The organism is Priestia sp. TRM10 (genome assembly GCF_057808375.1).
Genome location: NZ_JBJZOT010000007.1, coordinates 71070 through 96176, shown reverse-complemented (window position 1 = coordinate 96176; position 25107 = coordinate 71070). Strand labels below are relative to the sequence as shown.

Here is a 25107-nt window from a genome sequence, read left to right as displayed (position 1 = left end):
ATGCTAGATCTTTTCTTCCCTTCCTGAAGGTAGCAAGCGCAAACGATATACATTCATTGCTGTCTCTCCTAAATGTTCGACAAGGCGGTAGTTTACAACAGCTCCAACAACGGCTCCTACTCCTGGAGCAAGTTGGAGTAGTTTGGCTAAATCTAAATAATCTCGATACTCCTGTTGAAAAGTGCGCCAATCAATCTCTTTTTTAGGATTTTCTTCCCACTCTTTAATATTTTGTAAAACACTGTTCTTATGATCATCACGACAAAAAGCAAGATGAAAGATGTGAAGAAGATAAATTCGTTCTTCATATTTTTTAAGATCAAGTCCGTAAAGAAGCGCAATTTGAAACAAGCACTTCATTTTGATGGATAAGAAAAGTGGGAAATCTGCCATTCCTAAAAATATTCCCCCTGCTCCTGTTCCCGCTCCTTCAAGCGACGCTGTTTTTTGATATCGCTTAATTGCTTCTTTTACTTTCTCCTCTCGCTCTTGGAAAGACGCTGGGAGCGGCTCTTTTAACTTTGTTGTATAATCAGAACCTGTCAAAACAGCACTCACCATCTTTTTCATTGCTTCTGTAACAACAAGATGAAAGCGCTCTGGAATTTTATTAGCAATTCCTATTTGTGCTCTTTTAGCCGCTCTTTCAAACATCGAAGGTTTTTTATTCAGTTCATGTTTCCACATTTCTGCCATATAAAGAACGTCTTGTTCATAAGTCATCTTTTTCTCCCCCCTTGTTTACTATACGACTCAAAAGACAGTAAGTAGCACATTACTTTTAAAAAAAGCGCTAAAACAATTGTTTTAGCGCTTTTTTCTCATCTTCGCTCTCACATACTGATACGTGAACAAATAAAACACAATTAGAGAGGAAATAAAAGCAAGTATTCCTGCTAATGGAGTATGAAAAACTCCAAGTAAAACACTTAGTGCAAAAGCTTGCCCAGCAAGAATAACGAAGAAGAAACGCAAAAACGTTGCTTCCTTAACCGTCTCACTAATTGGATAAAGATTTATCCAAATTTTATAGTGATGATGCTTCCATAAAGGCATAAGCTGAATAGCTGTCATATATACAAAAAGGAGAACTGTCACAATATTTCCAAGCGTAAATGGCAAGAAATATAAACAGAAGGCTCCAACAAACGTTAATCGAATGACGAGCCCTAAATAGCCTCCAGCTCTAAGGAAAGTTCGCGCATAAAGATGGTGATACGTTTCATTTTGTTTATAAGGAATAAACTGTACTAAAACATCTAAATAGCGACGACGTTTTGGTTCATCTCCAACATTCGGGATATCTGTAAATGAATTAGCTAGCCTATAAAAAAGCATCATTCGCTTCTCTTCAAGAGAGATCAAACCTTCCCAATAAAAAGGACGCTTTTTTGTATCACTATAAAAGTATACTGTTAAAACGAGCAAAATGAAGAATGTAGCAATCCAAAAAAGCGGATGGGCGTCAACAAACAAAAAGTAAGAGACTAAAGCATTCAAAATATAGCGGAACACTATGCTATAGACATGAATCCCTTTCTCTGGATAGCGTGAAATAGCCCATGCCATAAATAAATTAAGGCCTTTCACAACCGTGAGAATAAACAAAATAAACAGCACGTTTTTAAATGTATTGTTTCCCATTGCCAAGTAAAGAGGAGCAAGCACTCCGACAACAATTAATAAAACGTAAAACTGAATCATATATGTTAACCAAAAAGAATTTCTTATATATGACGAAAGCCGCTTTTCCATCGGTAACAAGAATACTAAATCTCCATGTTTAAAAAACGTATATACTGTGCCTCTTGTTAAAAAGAAAGCAACAACAATTGCAATAAACGGGGCTCCATTAAAATTTTCTGGCAAACCTTCAAGAAATTGCTGATAGTAGTAAGCTCCAATCAAAATAAAAAAGATTAAAATATACTTTAAATGATCGTTTAAAATATAGCGTCCATAGCGCCGAATTTCTTTAGCATTTTCTTTGAATCTTTGTCTCCATAGCGCATTTATGTCATTCATAGCCATCTTCCTTCGTAAGCGCTACGTAAATTTCATCAAGGCTTGCCTTTGGCATGCTAAATTGCATTCTAAGCTCTTCGATTGTTCCTGATGCGTGTACTTTTCCATTATGTAAAATAATAAAACGATCACAATACTTTTCAGCAGTTGCTAAGATATGGGTTGACATTAAAATAGCTGCCCCTTGGTCTTTCATTTCCACCATTAAATCTAAGAGGGATTGAATACCAAGTGGATCAAGCCCCAAGAAAGGCTCATCAATAATATAAAGTGAAGGCTGCACTAAGAAAGCGCACATGATCATAACCTTTTGCTTCATTCCTTTTGAGAAATGAGCCGGAAACCACTTTAGTTTTTTGTCCATACGGAACTCTTTTAATAAAACTGGCAAGCGCTTTTCATATGTATTTTCATCGATGTTATAAGCCATAGCTGTTAAACGTAGATGTTCTTCTAGCGTTAACTCTTCATATAAAACAGGTGTCTCAGGGATAAAGGTAAACTGTGATCTGTATGTTTCCATATCCTGTTTTAATGTTTTTCCATTAATAGAAATCGTTCCTTCACGCGGCTCCATTGTACCAATCACATGTTTGATTGTTGTACTTTTCCCAGCTCCGTTTAATCCGATTAATCCAACGAGCTCTCCCTTTTTCACCTCAAAAGAAATATCCTTTAATACAGGATTCCTCGTATATCCTCCTGTTACATTCGAAAGTTTTAACAGTGCAGTCATAATTAGACTCGCTCCCTTCCCTAAACAGTATAGCTCATACTTTCTTCTTTATAGTATCAAATTTTACTCTTTTGCACATTTCATCTCCCTTTTTGAAAAAAAAAAGAATGGATTGCATATATTTTTTTAAACTGCACATTCTATATAACGAGGAAGGGAAACAAACAGTTTTTTCATCACACTGGTGAATGAGGTGTTTATCAAGGACAATTTACTTGTTCTATAAGGTATTTAAAGATACGGATATAAAACAAGGGGATGGTCGTGATGGAGCATAATCGTTAAGATTAACACATGAACAAGATAACCGTATATAGAAACAGAATCCATGATTCTAACTTATATACACATTTATTTTGTAAATGAGGTGTTTATCAAGGGCCAGGTAAGAAATTAACCTACGTTAAAAAGAACTTGCTAAATGAGGTGTTTGTGAACGACAAGTACCGGATTACCAAGTAGCTTGTATCCCTAAGAATTTGACGTATTAAAACCTTTTCCTTCTTCAAAAGTGGCAGGACCTTCAACCGTTGGTCCTGCCCTTTGTTTTTTTCTCTTTTTGACTTTCTTATGATAAAATAATCGTATAAAACAGTCAGAAAGGTGTTGTTTAGGAATGAAGCATGATGATCAATGTATCTTCTGTAAAATTATCAACGGAGACATTCCAAGTGCGAAAGTATTCGAAAATGAACATGTTTATGCTTTTTTAGATCTTAGTCAAGTAACAAAGGGACATACGCTTGTTATTCCAAAAGTACATACAAGAAATATCTTTGACTTAACACCTGAAGTGGCATCAAACCTATTTGAAGCAGTCCCTAGTATTGCTACAGGTATTAAAGAAGCTTTTTCAGCAGAAGGTCTCAATGTTTTAAATAACAATGAAGAAATTGCAGGACAAACCGTTTTCCATTATCATCTCCACCTTATTCCTCGCTATGGCAAAGGAGACGGTTTTGGAGCGGTATGGAAGACACATAGCGAAAAATACTCTAATGAAGATTTACAAGAAATCTCTCAAAACATTGCGGATAAAATCAATTTGTGACTCAATACCCGAATTATTTGATTAACAAAGTCAATATAGTTCGGGTATTTTTTATTTGAAATAATTATTAGAATTGTCCTCCATCTTCATCAAATTGTGATAAGATGAAATTATTATTTTTCATAAAGGAGAGTTTACTTATGGTACGCGCACACAATTTTAATGCTGGTCCATCTGCTTTACCGCTTGATGTATTAAAGAAAGCTCAAGAAGAATTAATTGATTTTAAAGGAACAGGCATGTCTGTTATGGAACTTTCCCACCGAAGCAAAGAGTTTGAAGACGTTCTAGCAGATGCAAAAGATCGCCTAAAGAAATTAATGGAAATCCCAGATACACATGAAATCCTCTTCCTACAAGGCGGAGCAAGCTTACAATTTTCTATGCTTCCTATGAACTTCCTTCAAGAAGGAAAAGTTGGAGCTTATGTTGTGACAGGCTCATGGTCTAAAAAGGCTCTTAAAGAAGCTAAAAACTTCGGAGAAACAGTCGTAGTTGCTTCAACAGAAGATGATTCTTTCACACATATTCCAGAAGTAAGTGTAAACACGTTGCCTGAAAATACAGGGTATCTTCATATTACAACGAACAATACAATCTATGGTACACAGTGGCAGGATTTCCCTGACTTTGGAGATGTTCCTGTTTTTGCTGATATGTCAAGCGACATCCTGTCAAAGAAAGTTGACGTATCTAAATTCGCTGTTATTTATGGAGGAGCTCAGAAAAACCTTGGTCCTTCTGGTGTAACAATTGTAATCTTACGCAAAGATCTTCTCAATCAGCAAAATAGAGGACTTCCAACAATGCTTGATTATACAACACACATTAAAGCCAATTCTTTATTCAATACACCGCCAACGTTCGGTATTTATATGCTTTCTCTTGTACTAGAATGGGTTGAGCAAAACGGCGGTGTTGAAGGCATCCAAAAAAGGAACGAAGAAAAAGCTGCTCTTCTTTACGATTTAATGGATGAGTTTCCTGAGTTTTATACACCTCATGCACGAAAAGACAGCCGCTCCCTTATGAATGTAACGTTCACAATGCCTAATGAAGAATTAACAAAAGACTTCCTTCAAAAAGCAAAAGCAGAAGGATTCATTGGACTAAATGGACATCGCTCTATTGGCGGATGTCGCGCTTCTATTTATAATGCAGTACCAATTGAAACATGCCAAGCATTAGCCCAATTTATGAAGTCTTATCGTGAAGCACACCTTCAATCAGTAAAATAGTTCCTTTTATTGTAACCTTGCACGTTTTTGTTATAATAAAAGATAGTTAGGTACTTAGTTTAGAAGCTTTAGAGTTGAGTAGAGGAGAGATGAGAAATGAATACAAAAGTATTAGTATCACTAGCTTTATTAGTCGGGATGGGTGCTGTACTGCATGCCATTATTCCCCCTATTTTTTTAGGTATGAAACCTGACATGATGTTAACAATGATGTTTTTAGGCATTATGCTTTTTCCACAAGCAAGAAATGTTCTTGTTCTTGCAATTGCTACGGGAGCAATCGCAGCTTTAACAACTTCGTTTCCAAATGGGCAGGTTGCAAACATGATTGACAAACCTTTAACAGCATTCTTATTTTTAGGATTATTTTTAGCTGTTCGTCACTACAAACAGTCTGTCGTATCAACAGCCGTTTTAACAGCTATTGGAACAATTGTTTCAGGAATGATTTTCCTAGCAGCTGCTCTTGCACTAGGATCTTTCTCAGCAGCACAGTTCTTTGGGCTTGTAGCAGCCGTTGTACTACCTGCAACAGCTGTTAATACGTTTGCAATGATTGTAATTTATCCAATTGTGCAAACCATTGTTAAACGCTCTAAGATTACTTCTCAGATGTCTTAATGAAAAGAGCCTAGGTTTTATAAAACCTGGGCTCTTTTTAAACCAGTAAATGTTTAAACAGACTTATTTAGGTTACATAATATAGTAAGAGTGCCAGCAGGAAAACTGTAAATGCTGTTCCTCCCTCAACAATAACTCGTTTTCTAAGAACTCGTTTGGGAGGATATGAAGCTGATTTCTTCAGATCCATAAACCTCTTTCCTGTAATGGCGAACAAAAGAAAACTTGTTAAGAATAAACAAAAGATTATCCATGCCATGCTCCTACTTCCCTTCACTACAACTCGTTTATTCTAAAGGTATGCAAGGCATGTTTCTCTTATGTTGAACAAGGATAAGGAGCGTGTAAAAATGAAAAAAGCAGCATCATTTTCGTTAGGAATTTTATTTGGAAGTGTCACAGCAGGAACAATTGCGTTATTAACAACTCCATGTTCAAGTAAAGACATGAAGCTGCGTGTAGCAGATTCTCGTGACACGCTTAAAGTTCAGCTGAAAGACATTAAGGAAAATGCTTTAAATGTAAAAAATGCGATTCAAAATGTTGTAAAAGAAAGCAAAGAAACGTTTTCACAGCTTGTGCCTGAAGCAAAAGCATCGATTACAAATTTTCAGGAAGATATTGCCCCACATCAGCGATCAATTCAGAACCACCTAGCTGAAATTGAGCAAAATATAAAAGGCTTAGAAGATAAACTCGGAAATCAACAAAAAAAGGAAACACAAAGCAGTTAACTATCTTTTTATGACAAGCTAACAAGCTTGTCATTTTTTTATCCATTGCTTAGAAAAGTTTTCTCAACATATTGTAATAAGGAATGAATATTCATTTAATGTCATGAATATTCATTCCTTGTTTACGCTTACATCCCTTCTTCCTATAGAGGTCATACCTCTCTAAAGCAATTTTAACTCCTTTTTTTAAAAAATTTTGTTTTTTTGCAAATTTATATCTTTATAATTTATTATTTTATTGGCATAATAGAATATAAATAAAAAGTTGATTGAAAAGTGGGTGGAGAGATGAAATTACAAAATGAGAAAGAATTCACAATGAAGGAAGCTTTAGTGTTCAGCCAACGCATGGCACAGCTTAGCAAAGCTCTATGGAAAGCGGTCGAAAAAGATTGGCAGCAATGGATCAAACCGTATGATTTGAACATTAACGAGCATCATATCCTGTGGATTGCATACAATCTTAAAGGTGCTTCAATCTCAGAGATTGCTAAGTTTGGCGTTATGCATGTATCAACTGCATTTAACTTTTCAAAGAAGTTAGAAGAAAGAGGATTACTTCAATTTTCTAAAAGAGAAAATGATAAAAGAAATACGTATATTGAGTTAACAGATGAAGGAAACGGCATTTTAACAAATTTAATGGAAAACTATAACCCGACTGAAAGTACTCTTTTCCAAGGTGCTCTTCCCCTTCAAGAATGTTACGGAAAATTCCCTGAATTTATTGAACTTATGACAATCGTACGTAAAGTGTATGGAGATGACTTCATGGAAATTTTTGAACACTCTTTCCATAACATTGATGAAGAAATGGACGAAGAAGATGGAAAGTTAAGAAAAAAAGAAAATATTGTTGAAATCGAAAAAGCGGTTGTTCAATAGACCCTTCTAACTAAGCTTGCTAGTTTGTCCATAAGACCAGGATACAGCTTTTGTTGTTGTAAAGCATAAATTGTCTCATGTGGATTTAATTTATAAGGTAGTTGTCCGACGAACTGTGTGAGCAAAGGAACGAAGTCAATAAGTCCTTGTTTCTTTTGCTCCTCATATTTCTTAGCAAGCTCTTCACAAATTGAATAAACTTCCGCAAGTTCTTTCTTATTGAGATTTTTGCTTATCACAAGCTTATAAAACGGCTGTGATTCAAGATCCGTTACTTTTAACAATAGTTCTAAATATAACTCCAAACGTTCAAGACGATTTTCCAAAGATTCCATACCCCTGCTCCTTTGACAAATTGAGACGAATGTAAAGCTAACTCCGTTTATTTTATACCTTTATTTTACAGCATTCCTTTTAATCTTCAAACGCTTTATGGACCAGCTAACTTACGATTTATGTGCTCCCTTTTATAGTAAAGGATTTAACTGTTCAAGACAATTCTAAAGAGGGTATATTACAAAGATATCCTAGTTTTGTAATCTGATAACTTTTGTAAACTCCTTAACAGTGTTAAGATAGAAAAGGATGATTATACGGCTATCATATATAAAAAAAGCTTTACGAACAATGCTATTAGTTTTAATATAGGCTTTTAACTTTGGTTTGGGGGAATGTTTGAAAATGGGTACGATTTTTATCGTTTTCGCAGTGATTATCTTATTCTACATTAATGCGCTCACGAACTCGCTCTGTATTCAAAAAGAAATTCCAGCAGAGCGTCAGCCTAAAGTGTTTCGCTTCATTAATGTGATGATCACTATTCTACTTGTCTCGTCATATGTTGAACTGTTGTACACATAGTTTACAAGAAAAAACGCATAAAAGAAGGTGCACAAATGCAGCTCCTTTTATGCGTTTTTTCTTCTTTTAAGAAACGTCCTCTCGAATAAGAGAGGACAAATGATTGTATTACATCATAATATTTTAGAACCAAGCAGCACCAACGATGATTAAAAGGATGAACAATACTACAATTAACGCAAAACCACTTCCATATGCGTTACCCATAACAGCACCTCCTTTGCTTGCTAATACTGTATTCTATGCATGAAGAAAAAAAGCGGGATGGGCATTTTAGCTATTTTCACACATTTTATCCAATAAACTCAACCTCCAAAAAATGGATATCTTTACAAAAGATTTCACTTTTTCTTTTCTTTTTTATTTTCTTTCGATACAATGAGAAAATGGATATATATTTTGGACATACTGTAAATAAAATCAAAAAGTAGGAGTGTATAATTTTATGAAGAAAAGTTTTGTTGCGCTCACAGCAGCAGCCACAATTTTAGGATTAGCAGCATGTAGCAACGACGGAAACTCCGCAGACTCCAAAACAATTGTTGAAACAGATGCTGGCAATATAACACAAAACGATCTTTATGAAATGATGAAAGATCAAGTTGGAGATCAAGCAATCCGCGAACTTGTCGATGAAAAAGTACTAAGTTCAAAATTCAAAGTGTCGAAAAAAGAAATTGACAATGAAATTGAGACGTTAAAAGATTCGTATGGTGCTCAATCAGTTGAAACAGCTATGTCTGAAAATGGTGAGAAGACATTTAGAAATGCGGTCAAAATTAATTTACTACGTAAGAAAGCTGCAACAGCAGACATTAAAGTATCAGATAAGGAACTAAAAGAAGCTTATAAAGCGAAAAAGCCTGAGCTTAAGGCAAGTCATATCCTTGTCAAAGATGAAAAAACAGCACAAGAAGTAGAGAAGAAACTAAAAGATGGAGAAGATTTTGCTAAGCTTGCAAAAGAATATTCTCAAGATGGTTCTGCTCAAAGTGGCGGTGATCTAGGCTACTTTAAGTCAGGACAGATGGTAGCTGAATTTGAAGAAGCAGCCCAAAAATTAAAAGTGGGCGAAATTAGTGATCCTGTAAAAACTCAATATGGCTACCACATTATTAAATTGACCGATAAAAAAGAAGTGCCTTCTTTCGATAAAATGAAAGATGAACTTGAACAAGAGGTTAAACTTTCTAAAATCGATGAAAGTGATATGGAAAATGCCGTTAATAAAATTCTAAAAGAAGAAAATGTCGAAGTGAAAGACAAAGATTTAAAAGATGCCATTAATCTAGAAGACAGCTCTTCTAAAGAAAGTGAAAAATAATATTTTATCTACAAAAAAGGATGAGCATAATTGCTCATCCTTTTTAGCTTGATGATGAAATTGTTTTTCTTCTTTCTTTTTCTTCCTTCAATCTTTCCATATATGCTTCACCTTCTTGAGCAATAAATCCTTGCTCTTGTTCGTGATCTTTTCGAGCTGCTCTTATTGCCATAAAGCCACTAAAGAAAATACCAGCTACAACAATATAAATCCAAAATGGTAATGAGATCATCTTATCCCTCCTGCCCTGTTTAGCAGTTCTTTTTCTAAAATCTCTGCTACTAGTCATATATGTACTATTGTCCATAAATATGACAAAGGAGGATTAGTTTTAAGATGAAAAAGGTTTATAATAATTACCAATTGGATGTATTTTATGTATCTCTCCTTCTTGCTTATCATGCAAACCATGAATAATCATATTAATCCGGCTATCCATCATATCAATTTGGTGAATAATTTCTGCTTCTAACGTATGTGCTAGAACAGGTGAACCATATTCAAGCTTGCCGTGGTGAGCCAATACTACGTGTTGAAGTTCAATTACTTTTTGAGCATCTTCTTTTGTGATTTCTCCTTGAGCCTTTAACTCCTGTAGCTTACGATCAATCAAGATGGCTACAATTGTAATGTGACCAAGGAAGTTACCTGTTAAAGTATACTGCGGAGCAACAGCATCTGAAAGTTCAACAACTTTTCCTAAATCATGAAGCGCAATGCCGGCATATAAAATATCTTTATCTACTTGTGGATATTGTGAGGCAATGCTTTTTCCAAGACGAAGCATTGAAACAGTGTGATAAAGAAGGCCTCCAACAAAACTATGATGAAGAGACGTTGCAGCTGGAAAGTTAAGAAAGCGCTGTTTATTTTCTTCATAAAGATCTGTACAAAGCGTTCGGATCACAGGATGATGGATTTCTGCTAAAAATGCTTCATATTCATTTTGTAGATCTTCCAATGATTCAGGAGCTGTTTCAATAAATTCTCCTATGTTTACTTCCGTCTCTTCTGCTTTTCTGAAATTCGTAATCGCCATCTGTAAATTCCCTCTAAATTCAGAGACGCTTCCTTTTACATAGACCATTTTCCCTGGTACAAATAGTGCTTTAAGATCTTCAATACTTTTCCCTGCAAACTTATTTTCCCAGAGCTTGCAGTCCATCGTTTTCGTTTTTTGCGTAAGCGTAATATTAAAATAAGGCGAACCATTTGAACTTGTGGCGTCCCAAGCATTTTTTACAAGTGCATAGCCCTCAAATCCTTTTGTTGATTTATCAATATCCAATAAGCGAGATGTTTGCATAATATTCCCCTTCTTTCTTTATTCTTTTCCCTTCACTTCTACTATAATCGAAACTGGTAACGAATAGAAATCTTCTTTCATTTTAGCATTGTTCCTCTAAACTTTCATGTTGAATAAAAATTTTCTACAATAATAATAAAGCTTTTTTTAAAAATAAAAATAAGCAACTTTTTCATTTCTCTCTTATTTCAAGTAGTTTACCAACACCGTCATACCGGGAAGTAAAAATACATACATAAGAAAAAAGGAGGAATGTTATGAAAGCCTATACACTAACCGTTTATGAATCTTCTGGTGAGAAGCTTCTTGATGAAACCTTTGAAGCAGAAAATGAAAAAGAAGCGAAGAAAATAGGGGCCCTACGTCTTCAAGACTTGAACTATGAGCATAAAACATACCGATGTGTTTCATCTCTTGGTAAACTTGTGCTATTTAATCGCTAAAAAAGTCCCTTATATAAAGAAGGGACTTTTCTTACTTTCTATCAAAGAGTTCGTGAAGCAAACGAATTTTTTCATCTGTATAATGCTCATAGCTGTCATTATATGATTTTGGATCTTTTGGGTTTGCAAACCTTGTAATTTTCCCTGTAGTAGGATCAACAAGTTTACTTGATGCCCCACAGCCAAGGCCGATAATAGACTGCTGTTCTTCCATGATCATAATATTATAAATGCTTTCCTGTCCTTTAAATGCATAGCCTACGTTTTCTAAATTTCCTAAAATATTTTTTTGACGATAAAGGTAATATGGTTCATATCCATTTTCGTTTGTCCAGTTTTCTGCCATTTTCATCATCTCAGTAATTTCATCTCGATCAGCTACTCTATAGCGCTGCTTGTTCTTGGTCATTTCAGAAGCTCTTTTAAACGATAGTGTATGAACTGTAAGAGATTCAGGTAAAAGCTTGTTAGTTTCCTCAAGTGTATGTTGAAACTCTGCTGTACCTTCTCCAGGAAGCCCAATAATTAAATCCATGTTGATATTTTTCATTCCTAATGAGCGAGCAAGGTGAAACTTATCAATTGTCTCTTCTACTGTATGATGACGTCCAATTGCTTTCAACGTCTCTTGTGTATATGACTGTGGATTAATACTAATTCGATCAATATTCCATTTATTTAACACATCAAGCTTATCTTCTGAAATAGTATCAGGTCTTCCCGCTTCAACAGTTACTTCACGAACGGATTTTAAGTTGGGAAATGCTTCGTACATTTCTTCATAAAGCATGTCCATTTCACGAGCGGTAATACTCGTTGGTGTCCCTCCACCATAATAAATGGTTGTAATGGGAATATTCTGTTCTGTAAGCCATGCGCCCACTTTTCTCATCTCATAATGAAGACCACCTAAAAATGAATCAACAGATCCTTGACGGCCGTTAATCGCATATGCCGGAAACGTACAGTAGGCACACTTTGTTGGGCAAAACGGAATACCGATATAAATGCTTACTTCCTTTTTTAATTCATATAAATCAGGCACAATAGAAAGCTGGCGATCAACAATACGTTGCATAAGCTGAATTTTTTCATCTGTGATGAGGTAGTCTCGTCTCAACTCTTCATGTGCCTGTTCTTTTGTCATCCCTTCTCGAAGCTTGTTATGTAAAAGTTTTGTTGGACGAATCCCTGTTAGAATTCCCCACGGCTGTTCAATTTCTGTAACATGCTGCAAAAGCATTAAATATACGTAAGAAACAGTTCGTTTTACAATTTTAAAACGCTCTTTTTCGCTTTCTTCTTCAAATTTATTTTCAAAAGAAGCAGAAAAAGCTTTTTCATTTCTACTTTCAGAAATTGTTCCTTCTACGCTCACTTTGTCATCTGTTTTAATGGCAAAAAGAATCTTGTACTCAGCTTCTTTTTCTTCTTCAAATGTTACAAAACTTTCTTCGAAAAACAAGTCGCTAATAAGTTGCATAGGACGCACAAAACGCTCATCATCAAGGCCTTTAATTAAAATATTCAAAGTAATCACCTTTCATTATAGATAGAAAAAAGTGGTACAATATGCACCACTTCTGCTCTCTTTATTAAGCTTCTTTCAGTTTAGCGAAAGAGCTATGAAAGGTCAATGCTTATCAAGAGAAGCAATTTTCTCTAGATAGCCAATACGGGGTTGCTTACGGAACAATTCTTTTACCATGTAAGCAACTCCATTCTCATTATTTGAACGCGTTATCCACCCTGCAGCTTTTTTTACTTTATCTGGTGCATTCCCCATTGCTACTCCAAGGCCAACAGACTCTACAAGACCAAGATCATCATAGCAGTTTCCAATTGCTACAACTTCTTCGAGTGAGATACCTAGCTGTGTTGCAACATAATAGACCCCATGTTCTTTTGAAGTCCCTTTCTCAACTATATATACTCGAGGCTCATTTGGATAGGAAATCCATTCAATATCAAAAGCCGACGCAATCGTACGCTCTGCCTGTTCCTTTTCATACTGACTTTGAAAATAAAGCTCGATTTTAGGTGCAGAAACTGGATTGTCTCGAAGTGTTTCTCCTAGTGATTCCACAAATTGAATAGGATAAAAAAGTGGTTCATTACTTTTTAATACAGCCTTTGCCATCACTTGATTGTGAATTTTCACTCTGTTTCCGAGTGAAAATTTCTCATGTAAAATTCTCGTATGGCAATCAAAGTTTTCAAGCACTTGAACAAGGTTAAACGTTTTATTTTCGGATATTCTACGCTCATATGTTGGTTTATCGACATTTGAAGCAATGAATGCTCCACTGTGAGTTATGAGTTGATTTTTATGAAGACGCAATGTTTTAGCGATTTTTTTAGCGGATGAAAAATGACGATTTGTCACAACTGTTACGTAGACTCCTTTATCCTTAACATAATCAATAGCTTCTTTAGTTTCCTTTGTCAAACGTCCTTGATTGTTCAAAATCGTTCCATCAATATTCAATGCTAATAAGCGATACATCACTACATCTCCTTCTTTCCTCGGTGTCTGCTTGCTGACTGATTAGTAATGAATATGATGTATATGGCGTGTTTATGCTTCATAAGAAAAGAGGAGCCGCTTCTGCGACTCCTCTTTTATATTATTGAACAGAATTTGAATCTTCTGGATTACCATAAAGCTCTTCAAGTGGCTTCATAATAACTTTGTTTAGCTCTTGAACAAGAACGCTCATGCGTTGTTCTGCTTCCATTAATTTTGAAATTGCTTCATGCTGTTGAATGATTGCAACAGTTTGCTGAGCTTTTTGAACTTCTTCTTCAGAAATTTCTTGGCCAGTCATTTGCTTTTGTTGCAATTCAAGTTGCATGTTGCGGAAGTTATCGAAAAGACGTTTTGCTGATTCGTCTGCGTTCACTTCATCATATAATTTTTTTAGGTTTTTGTAATCGTCACTCTCACGTACTGCTTTTTCCAATTCGTACGCTACATCGTATACATTAGTCATAAAAAAATCCTCCTACCTTAGTTTAGGCTTTCGTTTACCTTCTCTACTATAACAAACTATTGTATACATTTCAGCCTTTGAGGTTTTTTTCCCCCTAAACAGTGAAAGCAAGAAAGGAAATTGCTCCTTTTTCCTTTCTTCTTCTCACCGACAGTTTGTTTTATTCATACGATATATCAACATTCGCCTAATTTCTTTTTAAATGAGGATTGACAATGAAACCAATAACTGTAGCGATTCAATTATCATCAACAAAAGAGCTTCAAGATACGGTTTGGATACCAAGCCATATTGCACAACAACAGCAGCTATCTAACTATACAAACGTTTACGTAGGAAAGCAGAAAGCAAAAGCACAGGTGGCTGTTTTTGAAAGCAAAGAAGATACGGTCTATTTCTCTTCTTCCCTTTTTACAATGCTTCGTTTGCCAATTAATTCTCTCTCTCTTCAAATAAAAATTATCAATGAAGAGATTTTCTTTGGTCCTGTTATTACAGTTGTGACCAACCTATCAAAGGAAGGAGCTATTCCGCCTTCTCTATCTGACTTTTGTAAAGAAATGCACGACTATTGCTGTGAAATAGGTGGGTTGTTTTTTGTAACTACGTTGAAACATTGGCACAGTCAAGAATGCTTTGGATATGTAATGAAAGATGAAGATTTTGAATATGACCATGTTCCCCTTCCAAACGTTATACACAATAGAGTTCATAGTCGAAAAAAAGAAAATGGCGCAACGTTTAAAAAATTTGAAGAAGACATCTTATCCCTAGGCATTCCTTTTTTCAATCAGCGCTTTCTTGACAAATGGTTTGTACACGAGCATTTATCACAATATGAACATTTAACGCCTTTCCTTCCTATGACTTATTATCTTAAAGATAAAGAGGATTTGATGAACGCTCTTAGTGCTCATCGATCTCTATTTTTAAAACCTATTAATGGAAGTCAAGGGAAGAAGATTTTTAAAGTACAAGAAAGAAGCGGCACATACCTTGTTGATTGTGCTGAAACAGGTGAAAGAAAAATATATGATAATTTCACTAAGTTATATAAAAATTTATATCCAAAATTCAAAAAAAGAAACTATTTACTTCAAGAAACGCTTTCATTAAAAGAGCTTGATAACCGACCATTTGACTTTCGAATTTTGTGTCATAGAAAACAAGAAGATAAATGGGGCATCACTTCAATGGTAGCTCGTGTTTCTAAAAAAAGCAGCTTCGTTTCCAACCTTTCACAGGGCGGAGATCTTATGCCGATTAAAGACCTTTTACAAACCTTTTATTCTCACCATGAAATAAAACATCTGCTTGAGCTTCTACGCGAACTTTCACTTGAAATTTGTCACTGCCTCTGCGCTCAAAATGAAGGGTTGTATGGAGAATTCGGTCTTGATTTAGCACTTGATGAAGATGGATCGCTTTGGCTTATTGAAGTAAACACAAAGCCTTCGAAGCGCTTTTTTCTAACCGAAAACGGGCACACAAGACCATCTACAAAAGCACTTGTGCGCTACTGCTTCAGGTTAAGCGGTTTTTAGTAAAAGGAGTGAAGACGATGACTTCATTAGGTTTTATCACATTATCTCTTCAACAAGAAAAAGACTACGCCTATAAGCTTGCTAAACGTGCTCACCTTCACAACATCACCTTTTATCGCTTTACGCCTGACAGCTATTCGATAGAAGACAAGAATGTTCATGGGCTTCGATATGACAATTTAGAACAGGATTTTGTTGAAGACGTATTCCCTATCCCCTCTTATCTTTATGACAGATGCTTTTATAAAAATGACAGAAGTTCAATGAGAGCTAAACGAAACATGAGAGTGCTAAAAAATCAACATGATATATTACTTCTTGGCTATGGTCTCCCAAATAAAAAGGAGGTTTTCAGCGCTTTACAGCAGCATCAAAGCCTCTCTTTTTATATTCCATATACAACCTTCCCCAACACACCGGCTGATGTATATGAGAGATTGAAAACGGACCGAGAGATTGTGTTAAAACCGCTTTGTGGAAGCGGCGGAAGAGGGATTTTGTTTATCACACTCAAAGAGAAAATTCACGTTTATACACAACATAGTGGCAAAGTGAACGTGCATTCTTTTTCAGCACATGACGAGTTTATAAGTTGGCTATACAGAAAACTTCTTACAGAAAGTTATCTTATTCAACCATACCTCAATATGCAATGGAGCGGTTCACCATCTGATATACGCCTTCTCGTACAGAAAAAGAACGAGGCCTGGATTGAGAGTGTGAGAGCTATTCGAAAAGGAAAAAAAGGAACGCTGTTAACAAACTTAAGCCAAGGTGGAAAGATTTCGTCTTTCATCGACAGCCTCTACCTTTATGATCATAAAACTAGACTATGTGTGCAAAAAGCATTAGAAGATATTGTGGAAACTTTGCCTAAGACGCTTGATTATGCTTTTGGCCCTCTTTTTGAACTTGGAATTGATATTGCATTTACAAAAGATGGTCACCTTTTTGTAATTGATATAAATTCAAAACCAGGCAGAAAAATTTCTTCAATTTTAACAGAAAAAGAACTTGAGCAAATTTATGATAGACCATTTGCTTATATTCGCTTTCTAGAACAGAGAAAAGGAGTTGAGCAGCGTGCCTGAAAAAGTAGACATTCATCTTACAACAGCTTCCTCACAAATCGTGTATGCTCCTATACGTTTTAAAAAGAACAATATTAAAAGAATTGCATACGGAACAAAAATGGTATCATGTCAAATTCGTTTTCATGAAAAACCTACTTTATTAATTTCACAAGATCTTGCAACAGCTTTGTCCTTTCCGAAATCAAAAGTAACGCTTCATCTTTTTGTGAAAGATCATGTTCTATATATCGGTCCTCTCGTCGGTATTTTCACAGCTGGATTCACCTCTTCTATGCTTCGTCCAGTTGCTCAACGTTCATTATTTTTTGCCAAACTCTTAACAAGTGCAAAGGAAAAAGGGTGTTCTGCTTTCATTTTTCGCCATTCTGATTTAGACTTCACCGAAGGAACTGTAACAGGATACTTCTATGGTAGAAACGGGTGGATTAAACATAAAGTTCCATTTCCAAATGTTATATATGATCGCCTTCCAAATCGTAAACTTGAAAAAGACAATACACTTCTTAAAGTAAAAGAAAAACTTCAAAAAGAATATGATATTCCTTGGTTTAATCCGACCTTTTTTAACAAATGGGATACGTATCAATCGCTAGGAAAATTAGAGAGTCGATGGCTCTTGCCAACAAGGCTCTTTTCAACCTCTTCTGATCTAAAAGTAATGCTTAGCTCTTATGGCCATGTATATGTAAAACCTATTCATGGCAGCTTAGGAAAAGGAATGTTTGTTATTGAAGCAACAAGTGAAGGATATCATTGTGAAAGTAAGGATTTAGGTCAAAACAAAGTTTTTTCTTCTTTCCAAAAGCTCATTAACTTCTTGAAAAATCACAAACAAGCACAACCTTATATTATTCAGAGGAAAATGTCATTATTATCTTACAATAATAGCCCTTTTGATTTTCGAGTTCATACAAACCGAAATGAGGATGGAAAGTGGGAAGTTACGGCAATAGCAATTAAAGTAAGTGGAGAAGATACGATCACAACACATCTTAGAAATGGTGGCTATGTAAAAAGACTAGAAGACGTTTTTAAAGATCGCACTGAAGAGGTCGAGAAGAAACTTACAGAAGCTGCTTTAACGCTTAGCCAAAATCTTCAAAAAACGTTAGATGGAACGATTGGGGAAATTGGGTTTGATTTTGGAATGGATGCAAATGAAGAATTATATCTTTTCGAAGCAAATTCGCGACCAGGGCGCTCTATTTTTAAGTATCCTATCCTTCATGAGCAAGACGTAAAAACACGTCAAATGCTGTACGCTTTCGCAATTTTCTTAACGAAGGAATCTTTGGAAAGAACAGAGGCTGTAATCCTATGACTTTCCTCTATTATAATAAAGAGAAAGAATGCTTTTTCCACAAAGAAGCTTCTTCTCTTTTATTTGGTAAAAAGATTTTACAAAAAGCATACGATAGTGACCCTTTTTCCTACTCTTTTTCTGTTAAATTGTATCAAAATCGTCTCGGTCCTCTTATCGGTATTCTAATCTCGCCTCGCCAACTTAAAGCAAATAAAGAAGTACCATATGAATATTTTCTTCATCTTCATACCTTTCTCACTAACAGACGTGCATTTCCATTCTTCTTCACTGCCGAATCTTTTAAAGACGACTCTATTTCTGGCTATATTCTCTATCAAGAAAAATGGAAAAAAGTAAAAGTACCGCTCCCTGACGTTGTATATAACCGTATTTCTTCTAGAAAATATGAGCAGAAAAAAAAGGTTCAGCGCTTATTTAAAACTTTAAAGAAATATAACATTCCATTCTTCAATAAAGCGTTTTTTTCAAAGGAAGATATGCATGACATTTTAAGTTCTCATTCTTTTTTAAAACGTCATATTCCTCCTACTTTGTTCTTTACGTCAAAGCACGAAGCACAACATTTTTTAAAAACACATAAGAAAATTTACGTAAAACCAATCCACGGCCGAAAGGGAAAAGGAATTTTCGTAGTAGAGATAAAAGAAAATGTCTATATTGTTGAAGACTTTATCGAAACACGAACATATCAAACTTTTAACGATTTTTACGAAAAAGAGCTTGCTCATAAACATAACAAAGTCATTCTGCAAAAAGCACTTCCTTCGGCTTCTTTTCAAGACAAACGATATGACCTCCGCCTTCTTATGCACCGATCGGCTAATAAGTTCCTTATAAGTGGAATTGGTGTTAGGCAAGCTGGAACTCAATCTTTGACAACCCACGTTCCAAAGGGGGGAGGAATTATTCCATTGGAAGATATTCACCAACAGATTAACATAAAACAAGTAGAGGAGATTGCTCACTACTGTGGAGAACAGCTTATAAAACTTCACCCTTTTGTTGGAGAATTTTCAATTGATATGTTAAAAACACCTGACAATCGGTATTATGTACTTGAACTAAATGCAAAACCGATGATTTTTGATGAAGAACATATCCGAACAAAAGGTGCTGAAAACTTGCACAATTTATTTATTGAACTTTCATTTTTGTAGTTTTTTCTCTTTATTTTTATGCTAGATAACAAAAGCTAAAAGAGACTTTTTTCTCTTTTAGCCTATACATAGATAACAACTTTAAAACCAAAGCATATTTACAAACAATATGCCCTACATATAAAAGTTGTAGAAAGCAGTATACTCCTCTTTCTTATGTCTATATATAGCAATAACTAAACATGGAATAATACTGTAACTGATAAAATCATTTCTTTTTATTTTGCAAGACATGTTCTGAGTGAAAAAATATTTCTTATCTTATTAAGGACAAGCTTAGCATCATCCCCCAAATATAAACAATACTAAGAAGTTATCTCCTATGCAGAAGTATGATTTGTTTAATGTAAATTATGCTTTAACCTAAAGAAACACCTTTTGTTCATGATTACAATTTTCACAATAAAGAAGATGACAGCATGCATGACTTACTTTCCCATCGACATTTTTAGTATCATCAAAGTCTACGTATGCGCTGTATTCATCTAAATAATCTGTTGTTCTTCCCATATCTTTTAAAAGATGACCACATGTTGAACAAATATAATCACATTCTTTAAATCCATTACAAAGTGGACACATCATTTTCCCCTCACTATTCCTTATTTACCTCTAATATGTTCGAAAATGTTTCGCATTACTCTTAGTAAAATCCACTCTTTTCATTATTGTAATATTTACCAAATAAAAGATATGCATAGTATTGTTTATAGTCTCTCATAATAGGAGTACAAACTTACAGAAACAAACATTTACACACTGGGTTACAGGAAGATGGTTCCTCTATTAGACTGGTTCAATTCCAGTGAACCCAACCATTTTAAACAAATTTAAGGAGATGAGTAATAATGCCACAAAACCAAACTCGTAACAACAATACTAATCAACTAGTTGTACCTGGTGCAGAATTAGCTCTTGAACAAATGAAGTATGAAATCGCTAGCGAATTTGGCGTACAATTAGGTGCAGACACAACTTCTCGTGCTAACGGATCTGTTGGTGGCGAAATCACAAAACGCTTAGTACAAATGGCTGAGCAACAACTTGGTGGAAGCTACAAATAAATTTAAAGATTTCCCTCTACAAATGAATGATATTGGATATGGAGCCCTAAGGTTGCTTAGGGCTTCTTTTATTTTTACTTATATTGGATTTACCGTTAATCGTCAATTTTCAGCCCCCCTAAAAATGTACAAAAAAGTAACAAAGTAGTACAATCTTAGTGTAGATTCGACATCAGTATACATAATAAACATTTGACTTCTAGAAAAGAGCCTTTTCTTTTACATCATTCTTCTTGGCTGTATGATAAGCTGAAAAACATTAAATTTAAGTCAAAGAGGTGAATAAAATGAAAGTTGCCTTATTCGGAGCAACTGGTCGAGTTGGTTCTTCCCTGCTCAATAAACTTCTTGAAGAAGGACATGAAGTTACTGCACTTGTTCGAGATGTAAGTCGCATAAAACAAGCTCATAAGTCTCTTACAATAGTGAAAGGCGATGCTAAAAATAGTCAAGATGTAAAAAATACAATAAGAGATACTCATGCTATATTAAGTGCGCTTAATACAGATGGTGCTACAACATTAAGTGTTGCAATACCTCATATTATTGAAGCAATGTATGAATATGATATTTCTAAGATTGTTACAGTTGGGACAGCAGGGATATTACAATCTCGCTTGCAACCTGCTTTGTATCGGTTCCAATCAAGTGAATCAAAACGAAAAACAACTCGATCAGCTGAAGAACATCTGAAAGTATATAAAGCTCTCGCTGATACTTCTTTAAAATGGACTATTGTTTGTCCAACATATCTTCCAGATGGAGGCGAAACAGACCAAGTGATTCGGGCTGAGAAGAACATGCTACCAAAAGACGGAAAGCTCATTACAGCAGGAGATACAGCGAAATTTGTTTATAACGAGCTATTAGAAAGCAATTATCCTTACTGCCGTGTTGGTATTTGCTATTAAAAAAAGGAAAGCCCAATAGGCTTTCCTTTTTTAACTTGCTTCTCCTTTTTGTGTTTTATACATCCCATAATAGATGCCTCTTTTTTTCATCAGTTCTTCATGATTTCCATGCTCTACAATCTTTCCTTTATCTAAAACAAGAATCTGATCTGCTTCTTTAATTGTTGAAAGTCTATGAGCAATAATAAACGTTGTTCTTCCTTTCTTTAAAACATCAAGTCCATGCTGAATAACGCTTTCTGTTTCAGTATCAATATTTGCTGTTGCTTCATCGAGAACTAAGATAGACGGATTAAAAGCAAGAGCACGAGCAAATGATAGAAGCTGTCTTTCTCCGGTTGAAAACATTGTGCCCCTCTCTGTGACGCGTGCGTTCATTCCACCTTTTAACTTTCGTATAATGCCTTCTCCCCCTACAGCTTTAATAGCCAGAAAGGCTTTTTTATCATCAATATTTTGTTCATTAAGCGTGATATTTTCCTTAACTGTTCCGCTGAATAAAAAGGGGTCTTGTAAAACAATAGCCATGTTTTTTCGAAGTTCTTGTTTCGAGATCGTTGATATGTCCTCTCCATCAATGGTAATTTTCCCTTTTTGAACATCATAAAAGCGGAAAAGGATGTTCATCATAGAGCTTTTACCTGATCCAGTGTGTCCAACAAGCGCCACTGTTTCTCCTGGCTGTGCTTTAAACGTAATGTTATGGAGCACTTCCTCTCCTTCTTTATAACCAAATGAAACGTTATGAAAAGCTACTTCTCCTACATACTTCTTTCTTTTTCCAACTTCATATTTCTCCTCTTTTTCTGTTAAAAATTCGAACACACGAGAGGCAGAAACACGGGCTTGCTCTAAATTAGAAAGTTGATTAACGATATCTGTAAGAGGTTCGAAGAGACGATTAATGTAATCAACAAAAGCATATAAAATTCCAATTGTTATGATGCTTCCTCCATTAATGGATCCTCCTCCAAAATACCAGATAATAAGAACGAACGTAATATTTCGTAAAAAGCCCACAAGATTATATGATGTTAAGGCATTTAAAGAGTTGAGTTTGTTTTGATAAGTAAAATGATCTCTATTAATATCCTCAAATTCTTTTTGAAACATCTTTTGTTTTCCAAAGGCTCTAATGATAGGCATTCCGTTAATTGATTCATTAATAGATCCATTTAGTTCACTAATTCTTGTTCGAATTCGGTAATTGTAGAGAGAGGCAAACTTACGATAAAGAACAACCCAAATGAAAAGAATAGGAAAGATAACAAAACAGGCAAAAGCTAGTTTCGGATCTAAAATAAATAGCGCAACAAAAACTCCTATAATATAGACGATACTTGTTACAAACGTGGCGAGAACGGTCACATAAAGTTCTCTAATTGCTTCTGTATCGTTTGTGATGCGTGAAACGATTTGTCCTGCTGGAAAACGGTCAAAATATGATACAGGAAGCTTCTGAGTATGAAAGAAGACGTCTTCTCTCATCTTCTGAATGATGCGATGGGAACTAACCTGCAAATAGTAACGTTGACCAAAGTGGAGTACAGATGCTACAACAAGAAGGAAAAAGTACACGCTCATTAACCAAACAATTGATTTTGTTTCTTCCTTATAAAAAGAAAGGACTTCACTTCCTGTTAACTTTTCGGCTTTATATTGACTCTCTTTCTTATCACTCTTTACTGTTAAGACTCCATCTTCAACAGAGCGAACGCCACCTTTTTGAACTTCCTCAGGAACAAAGTAATAAGAGCGCCCAACTAATAGGACTTCTGCAACGTCCTTATTTTTGTACTGTTGAACTCTGTCTCGCCTTTCATACCATTCATCCTTATAGTGAACTGCTCCATCTGTTTCATCTACTTCGACCCATCCATTTTCAATTCCTAAGATATGATAATCAATCATTCGTTTAGCTAGAAATGGACCGCAAAGCTCACAGGAAACTGCTACAATTAGCATGAGGAGAGAAAGTATAATAAGTTTCTTTTGTGTTAACGCATAGTTCCATAAACGACTTGCTGTTTTCATCCTTTCACCTCACTTTCTTCTTTTAAATACTGCCTTACGTGCTGCTCTCTATACCATCCTTCTCGTTGTTTCAGTTCTTGATGTGTTCCTTCCTGGATAATACGCCCATCTTCAAGCACTAAAATATGATCAGCATGCTCAACTGCTGATAAACGATGCGTAATGATAAATGTTGTTTTTCCTTTTCGTTTTTTCGTTAGATTGCGAATAATTTGTTCTTCAGTCTTTGCATCAACAGCAGATAAAGAATCATCTAAAATGAGAATTTGAGGATTACGTAAAAGAGCTCTTGCAATTGATAAACGCTGTTTTTGCCCTCCTGAAAGCGCCACACCTTTTTCGCCAACAAGCGTATGAAGTCCTTTGCTTAGAAACGGGATATCTTTATCAAAAGCAGCCAATTTTATTGCTTCTTCTACCTCTTCATCGCTTGCTGTCTCTTTACTAAGTAAAAGGTTCTCTTTTACTGTTTTTGAAAACAGGACATGCTCCTGTGGTACATATCCAATCCAGCTTTGCAAACGTTCTAAAGCAATATGCTGAATTGGTACATCTCCTATTAAAAGTTCTCCTGAGCCAAGCGGGTATTGACGAAGAAGCTGTTGAATAAGCGCTGTTTTTCCACTTCCGGTTCGTCCAACAATCCCAATCGTTTCTCCTTTATAGATCGTAAATGAGATATTGCTTAAAACAGGTTTTGGTGATGTAGGGTAAGAAAAAGATAAATGTTTATATTTAATTGGAGTTGGCACTTCTACATGCTGAAGAATAGCGTTATTTTTTATATCTTCTTTCTGCTGGAGAATTTGATTTACACGATCAACGGACGCATTTCCGCGCTCCATTATGTTAATGAGTTCTCCAATGGCAAACATTGGCCAAATCATCATTCCAAGATAAACGTTGAACGAAACAAGCTCCCCTAGTGTTAATTCTCTATGAAAAACAAGATATGTTCCATATCCAAGCCCAATTAAATAGCTTACACCAACTAAAATTTTCACAAGCGGTGCCAAAAGGGCATCAATTTGAGCTACTTCGCGATTTCGGTTGTAAACTTCCTCTGTCATTTCATGAAATTCCTTTATTTCATGTTCTTCTTGAACATAAGCTCGAACGACCCGTACTCCTTCTACAGATTCAAGAACTTTGTCATTCATTTTCCCAAAAGCATCTTGTGCTCTAATAAAGCGATGATGAATTTTTGTACCAAGTTTGCTAATACAAAAAGCCATAATTGGTAAAGGAAGGACAGCAGCGATTGTAAGCTTCCAACTAATTGTTACACTCATCATGACAAGAACTGTAAGCATAAAAACGGTTGAATCAATAAGTGTTAAAATTCCATATCCAGCTGTTGCAGCAACTGCTTTCACATCGTTTGTTGCTCTCGCCATTAAATCTCCTGTTCGGTTACGCTCATAAAAAGGAGGAGACATCTTTAAAAAATGATTCATCAACTTAGTTCGTGAAACGCGCTCAAGAATATTAGCCCCTCCAAAAAGCTGACGCATCCAAATGTATGTAATGATATAAACGATAATGGCAATCACTGTTAGAAAGAAAATCCTATTTTCTAAAAAGGGAGAGGTTAACGTGCCTGCCCCAATGCTATCGATTACGACTCCAAGTATTTTGGGCGGCAGGACATCTAAAATACTTGCTAAAAGTAGCAAGAGCAGGACGCTTGTATACCTTTTCCAATACTTTTTAAAAAACCATGATAGTTTACCTAAAACTGAAAACATGCCTTCTCTCCTTC

Annotated in this window: 28 protein-coding genes; 14 read left to right on the top strand and 14 right to left on the bottom strand. The window is 35.4% G+C overall.

Annotated features, from left to right (window positions below; all coding sequences use genetic code 11):
- Positions 1 to 3: 3 nt before the first annotated feature.
- The 3 genes from ACK3CR_RS05665 to ACK3CR_RS05655 form a co-directional block, all read right to left on the bottom strand.
- On the bottom strand, positions 4 to 723 hold the full coding sequence (locus ACK3CR_RS05665; RefSeq protein WP_243514632.1) for an EcsC family protein: 720 nt from the start codon (positions 721 to 723) through the stop codon (positions 4 to 6).
- 84 nt (positions 724 to 807) lie between these two features.
- Positions 808 to 2025: an ABC transporter permease gene (locus ACK3CR_RS05660; RefSeq protein WP_488975029.1), complete on the bottom strand. Its 1218-nt coding sequence runs from the start codon at positions 2023 to 2025 to the stop codon at positions 808 to 810.
- Complete coding sequence (locus ACK3CR_RS05655) at positions 2018 to 2761, bottom strand: ABC transporter ATP-binding protein (RefSeq protein WP_061803244.1); 744 nt, start codon at positions 2759 to 2761, stop codon at positions 2018 to 2020. The genes ACK3CR_RS05660 and ACK3CR_RS05655 overlap by 8 nt, the downstream gene beginning before the upstream one ends.
- A gap of 616 nt (positions 2762 to 3377) precedes the next feature.
- Here ACK3CR_RS05655 and ACK3CR_RS05650 point away from each other — a divergent pair.
- From ACK3CR_RS05650 to ACK3CR_RS05640, 3 genes are all read left to right on the top strand, one after another.
- On the top strand, positions 3378 to 3812 hold the full coding sequence (locus tag ACK3CR_RS05650) for an HIT family protein (protein WP_243514637.1): 435 nt from the start codon (positions 3378 to 3380) through the stop codon (positions 3810 to 3812).
- Positions 3813 to 3952: 140 nt separating this feature from the next.
- Positions 3953 to 5050 carry a 3-phosphoserine/phosphohydroxythreonine transaminase gene (gene serC / locus ACK3CR_RS05645; protein WP_488975028.1) on the top strand — a complete coding sequence of 366 codons (1098 nt, stop codon included), beginning with the start codon at positions 3953 to 3955 and terminating at the stop codon, positions 5048 to 5050.
- A 96-nt stretch (positions 5051 to 5146) separates the two neighbouring features.
- A complete protein-coding gene (locus ACK3CR_RS05640) occupies positions 5147 to 5671 on the top strand; it encodes a tryptophan transporter (RefSeq protein ID WP_243514643.1) in 525 nt (174 codons plus the stop codon).
- 67 nt (positions 5672 to 5738) lie between these two features.
- Here the strand turns inward: ACK3CR_RS05640 and yhzF are convergent, their stop codons facing one another.
- On the bottom strand, positions 5739 to 5930 hold the full coding sequence (yhzF, locus tag ACK3CR_RS05635) for a membrane protein YhzF (protein WP_488975027.1): 192 nt from the start codon (positions 5928 to 5930) through the stop codon (positions 5739 to 5741).
- 91 nt (positions 5931 to 6021) lie between these two features.
- Between yhzF and ACK3CR_RS05630 the strand changes: the two genes are divergently transcribed.
- Both ACK3CR_RS05630 and ACK3CR_RS05625 read left to right on the top strand, forming a co-directional pair.
- The gene (locus ACK3CR_RS05630) at positions 6022 to 6405 is read left to right on the top strand and encodes a YtxH domain-containing protein (RefSeq protein ID WP_243514646.1); all 384 of its coding nucleotides are present in this window, start codon (positions 6022 to 6024) and stop codon (positions 6403 to 6405) included.
- A gap of 288 nt (positions 6406 to 6693) precedes the next feature.
- Positions 6694 to 7290, top strand: coding sequence for an HTH-type transcriptional regulator Hpr (locus tag ACK3CR_RS05625; RefSeq protein ID WP_061803238.1), 597 nt, complete (start codon positions 6694 to 6696; stop codon positions 7288 to 7290).
- Here the strand turns inward: ACK3CR_RS05625 and ACK3CR_RS05620 are convergent.
- Positions 7284 to 7625, bottom strand: a complete 342-nt coding sequence (locus ACK3CR_RS05620; protein WP_243514649.1) for a DUF1878 family protein — start codon at positions 7623 to 7625, stop codon at positions 7284 to 7286. The two genes, ACK3CR_RS05625 and ACK3CR_RS05620, sit on opposite strands and share 7 nt — an antisense overlap.
- Before the next feature lie 346 nt (positions 7626 to 7971).
- Here ACK3CR_RS05620 and ACK3CR_RS05615 point away from each other — a divergent pair, with 346 nt between their 5' ends.
- A complete protein-coding gene (locus tag ACK3CR_RS05615; RefSeq protein ID WP_040057191.1) occupies positions 7972 to 8151 on the top strand; it encodes a hypothetical protein in 180 nt (59 codons plus the stop codon).
- Positions 8152 to 8274: 123 nt separating this feature from the next.
- On the opposite strand, the gene ACK3CR_RS05610 is transcribed toward ACK3CR_RS05615, so the two are convergent.
- A complete protein-coding gene (locus ACK3CR_RS05610; protein WP_019393916.1) occupies positions 8275 to 8358 on the bottom strand; it encodes a YjcZ family sporulation protein in 84 nt (27 codons plus the stop codon).
- Between the two features lie 238 nt (positions 8359 to 8596).
- Here ACK3CR_RS05610 and ACK3CR_RS05605 point away from each other — a divergent pair, with 238 nt between their 5' ends.
- Positions 8597 to 9475 carry a peptidylprolyl isomerase gene (locus tag ACK3CR_RS05605; protein WP_243514652.1) on the top strand — a complete coding sequence of 293 codons (879 nt, stop codon included), beginning with the start codon at positions 8597 to 8599 and terminating at the stop codon, positions 9473 to 9475.
- A 43-nt stretch (positions 9476 to 9518) separates the two neighbouring features.
- Here ACK3CR_RS05605 and ACK3CR_RS05600 read toward each other — a convergent pair whose 3' ends face one another.
- On the bottom strand, positions 9519 to 9707 hold the full coding sequence (locus ACK3CR_RS05600) for a sporulation YhaL family protein (RefSeq protein ID WP_019393918.1): 189 nt from the start codon (positions 9705 to 9707) through the stop codon (positions 9519 to 9521).
- A gap of 99 nt (positions 9708 to 9806) precedes the next feature.
- Positions 9807 to 10781, bottom strand: a complete 975-nt coding sequence (locus ACK3CR_RS05595) for a 3'-5' exoribonuclease YhaM family protein (RefSeq protein WP_243514655.1) — start codon at positions 10779 to 10781, stop codon at positions 9807 to 9809.
- Between the two features lie 257 nt (positions 10782 to 11038).
- Between ACK3CR_RS05595 and ACK3CR_RS05590 the strand changes: the two genes are divergently transcribed.
- Positions 11039 to 11224 carry a YhzD family protein gene (locus ACK3CR_RS05590; RefSeq protein WP_019393920.1) on the top strand — a complete coding sequence of 62 codons (186 nt, stop codon included), beginning with the start codon at positions 11039 to 11041 and terminating at the stop codon, positions 11222 to 11224.
- A 31-nt stretch (positions 11225 to 11255) separates the two neighbouring features.
- On the opposite strand, the gene ACK3CR_RS05585 is transcribed toward ACK3CR_RS05590, so the two are convergent.
- The 3 genes from ACK3CR_RS05585 to ACK3CR_RS05575 all read right to left on the bottom strand — a co-directional run bounded on the left by ACK3CR_RS05585 (position 11256) and on the right by ACK3CR_RS05575 (position 14217).
- Positions 11256 to 12755 (bottom strand): coproporphyrinogen III oxidase, encoded by a 1500-nt coding sequence (locus tag ACK3CR_RS05585; RefSeq protein ID WP_243514658.1) that lies wholly within the window; start codon positions 12753 to 12755, stop codon positions 11256 to 11258.
- Positions 12756 to 12857: 102 nt separating this feature from the next.
- Positions 12858 to 13733, bottom strand: coding sequence for a Cof-type HAD-IIB family hydrolase (locus ACK3CR_RS05580; RefSeq protein ID WP_488975026.1), 876 nt, complete (start codon positions 13731 to 13733; stop codon positions 12858 to 12860).
- Between the two features lie 118 nt (positions 13734 to 13851).
- Complete coding sequence (locus tag ACK3CR_RS05575) at positions 13852 to 14217, bottom strand: YlbF/YmcA family competence regulator (RefSeq protein ID WP_019393923.1); 366 nt, start codon at positions 14215 to 14217, stop codon at positions 13852 to 13854.
- Positions 14218 to 14432: 215 nt separating this feature from the next.
- Between ACK3CR_RS05575 and ACK3CR_RS05570 the strand changes: the two genes are divergently transcribed.
- From ACK3CR_RS05570 to ACK3CR_RS05555, 4 genes are read left to right on the top strand one after another with little or no spacing between them, the layout of a single operon-like run.
- Positions 14433 to 15761 carry a YheC/YheD family endospore coat-associated protein gene (locus tag ACK3CR_RS05570; RefSeq protein ID WP_488975025.1) on the top strand — a complete coding sequence of 443 codons (1329 nt, stop codon included), beginning with the start codon at positions 14433 to 14435 and terminating at the stop codon, positions 15759 to 15761.
- 17 nt (positions 15762 to 15778) lie between these two features.
- Entirely contained in the window at positions 15779 to 16852 is a 1074-nt protein-coding gene (locus ACK3CR_RS05565) for a YheC/YheD family endospore coat-associated protein (RefSeq protein WP_488975024.1), read from the top strand.
- Complete coding sequence (locus ACK3CR_RS05560) at positions 16845 to 18176, top strand: YheC/YheD family endospore coat-associated protein (RefSeq protein ID WP_243514675.1); 1332 nt, start codon at positions 16845 to 16847, stop codon at positions 18174 to 18176. Before ACK3CR_RS05565 ends, ACK3CR_RS05560 begins: the two co-directional genes overlap by 8 nt.
- Positions 18173 to 19336: a YheC/YheD family endospore coat-associated protein gene (locus ACK3CR_RS05555; protein ID WP_243514677.1), complete on the top strand. Its 1164-nt coding sequence runs from the start codon at positions 18173 to 18175 to the stop codon at positions 19334 to 19336. Before ACK3CR_RS05560 ends, ACK3CR_RS05555 begins: the two co-directional genes overlap by 4 nt.
- A 363-nt stretch (positions 19337 to 19699) precedes the next feature.
- Here the strand turns inward: ACK3CR_RS05555 and ACK3CR_RS05550 are convergent, their stop codons facing one another.
- Positions 19700 to 19921 (bottom strand): hypothetical protein, encoded by a 222-nt coding sequence (locus tag ACK3CR_RS05550; RefSeq protein WP_225985076.1) that lies wholly within the window; start codon positions 19919 to 19921, stop codon positions 19700 to 19702.
- A 263-nt stretch (positions 19922 to 20184) separates the two neighbouring features.
- Here ACK3CR_RS05550 and ACK3CR_RS05545 point away from each other — a divergent pair, with 263 nt between their 5' ends.
- Positions 20185 to 20400, top strand: coding sequence for an alpha/beta-type small acid-soluble spore protein (locus tag ACK3CR_RS05545; protein WP_019393929.1), 216 nt, complete (start codon positions 20185 to 20187; stop codon positions 20398 to 20400).
- 287 nt (positions 20401 to 20687) lie between these two features.
- Entirely contained in the window at positions 20688 to 21311 is a 624-nt protein-coding gene (locus ACK3CR_RS05540) for an NAD(P)-dependent oxidoreductase (RefSeq protein WP_243514689.1), read from the top strand.
- A 30-nt stretch (positions 21312 to 21341) separates the two neighbouring features.
- On the opposite strand, the gene ACK3CR_RS05535 is transcribed toward ACK3CR_RS05540, so the two are convergent.
- Complete coding sequence (locus ACK3CR_RS05535) at positions 21342 to 23345, bottom strand: ABC transporter ATP-binding protein (RefSeq protein WP_328123169.1); 2004 nt, start codon at positions 23343 to 23345, stop codon at positions 21342 to 21344.
- Entirely contained in the window at positions 23342 to 25093 is a 1752-nt protein-coding gene (locus ACK3CR_RS05530; protein WP_430239726.1) for an ABC transporter ATP-binding protein, read from the bottom strand. Before ACK3CR_RS05530 ends, ACK3CR_RS05535 begins: the two co-directional genes overlap by 4 nt.
- Positions 25094 to 25107: the final 14 nt, after the last annotated feature.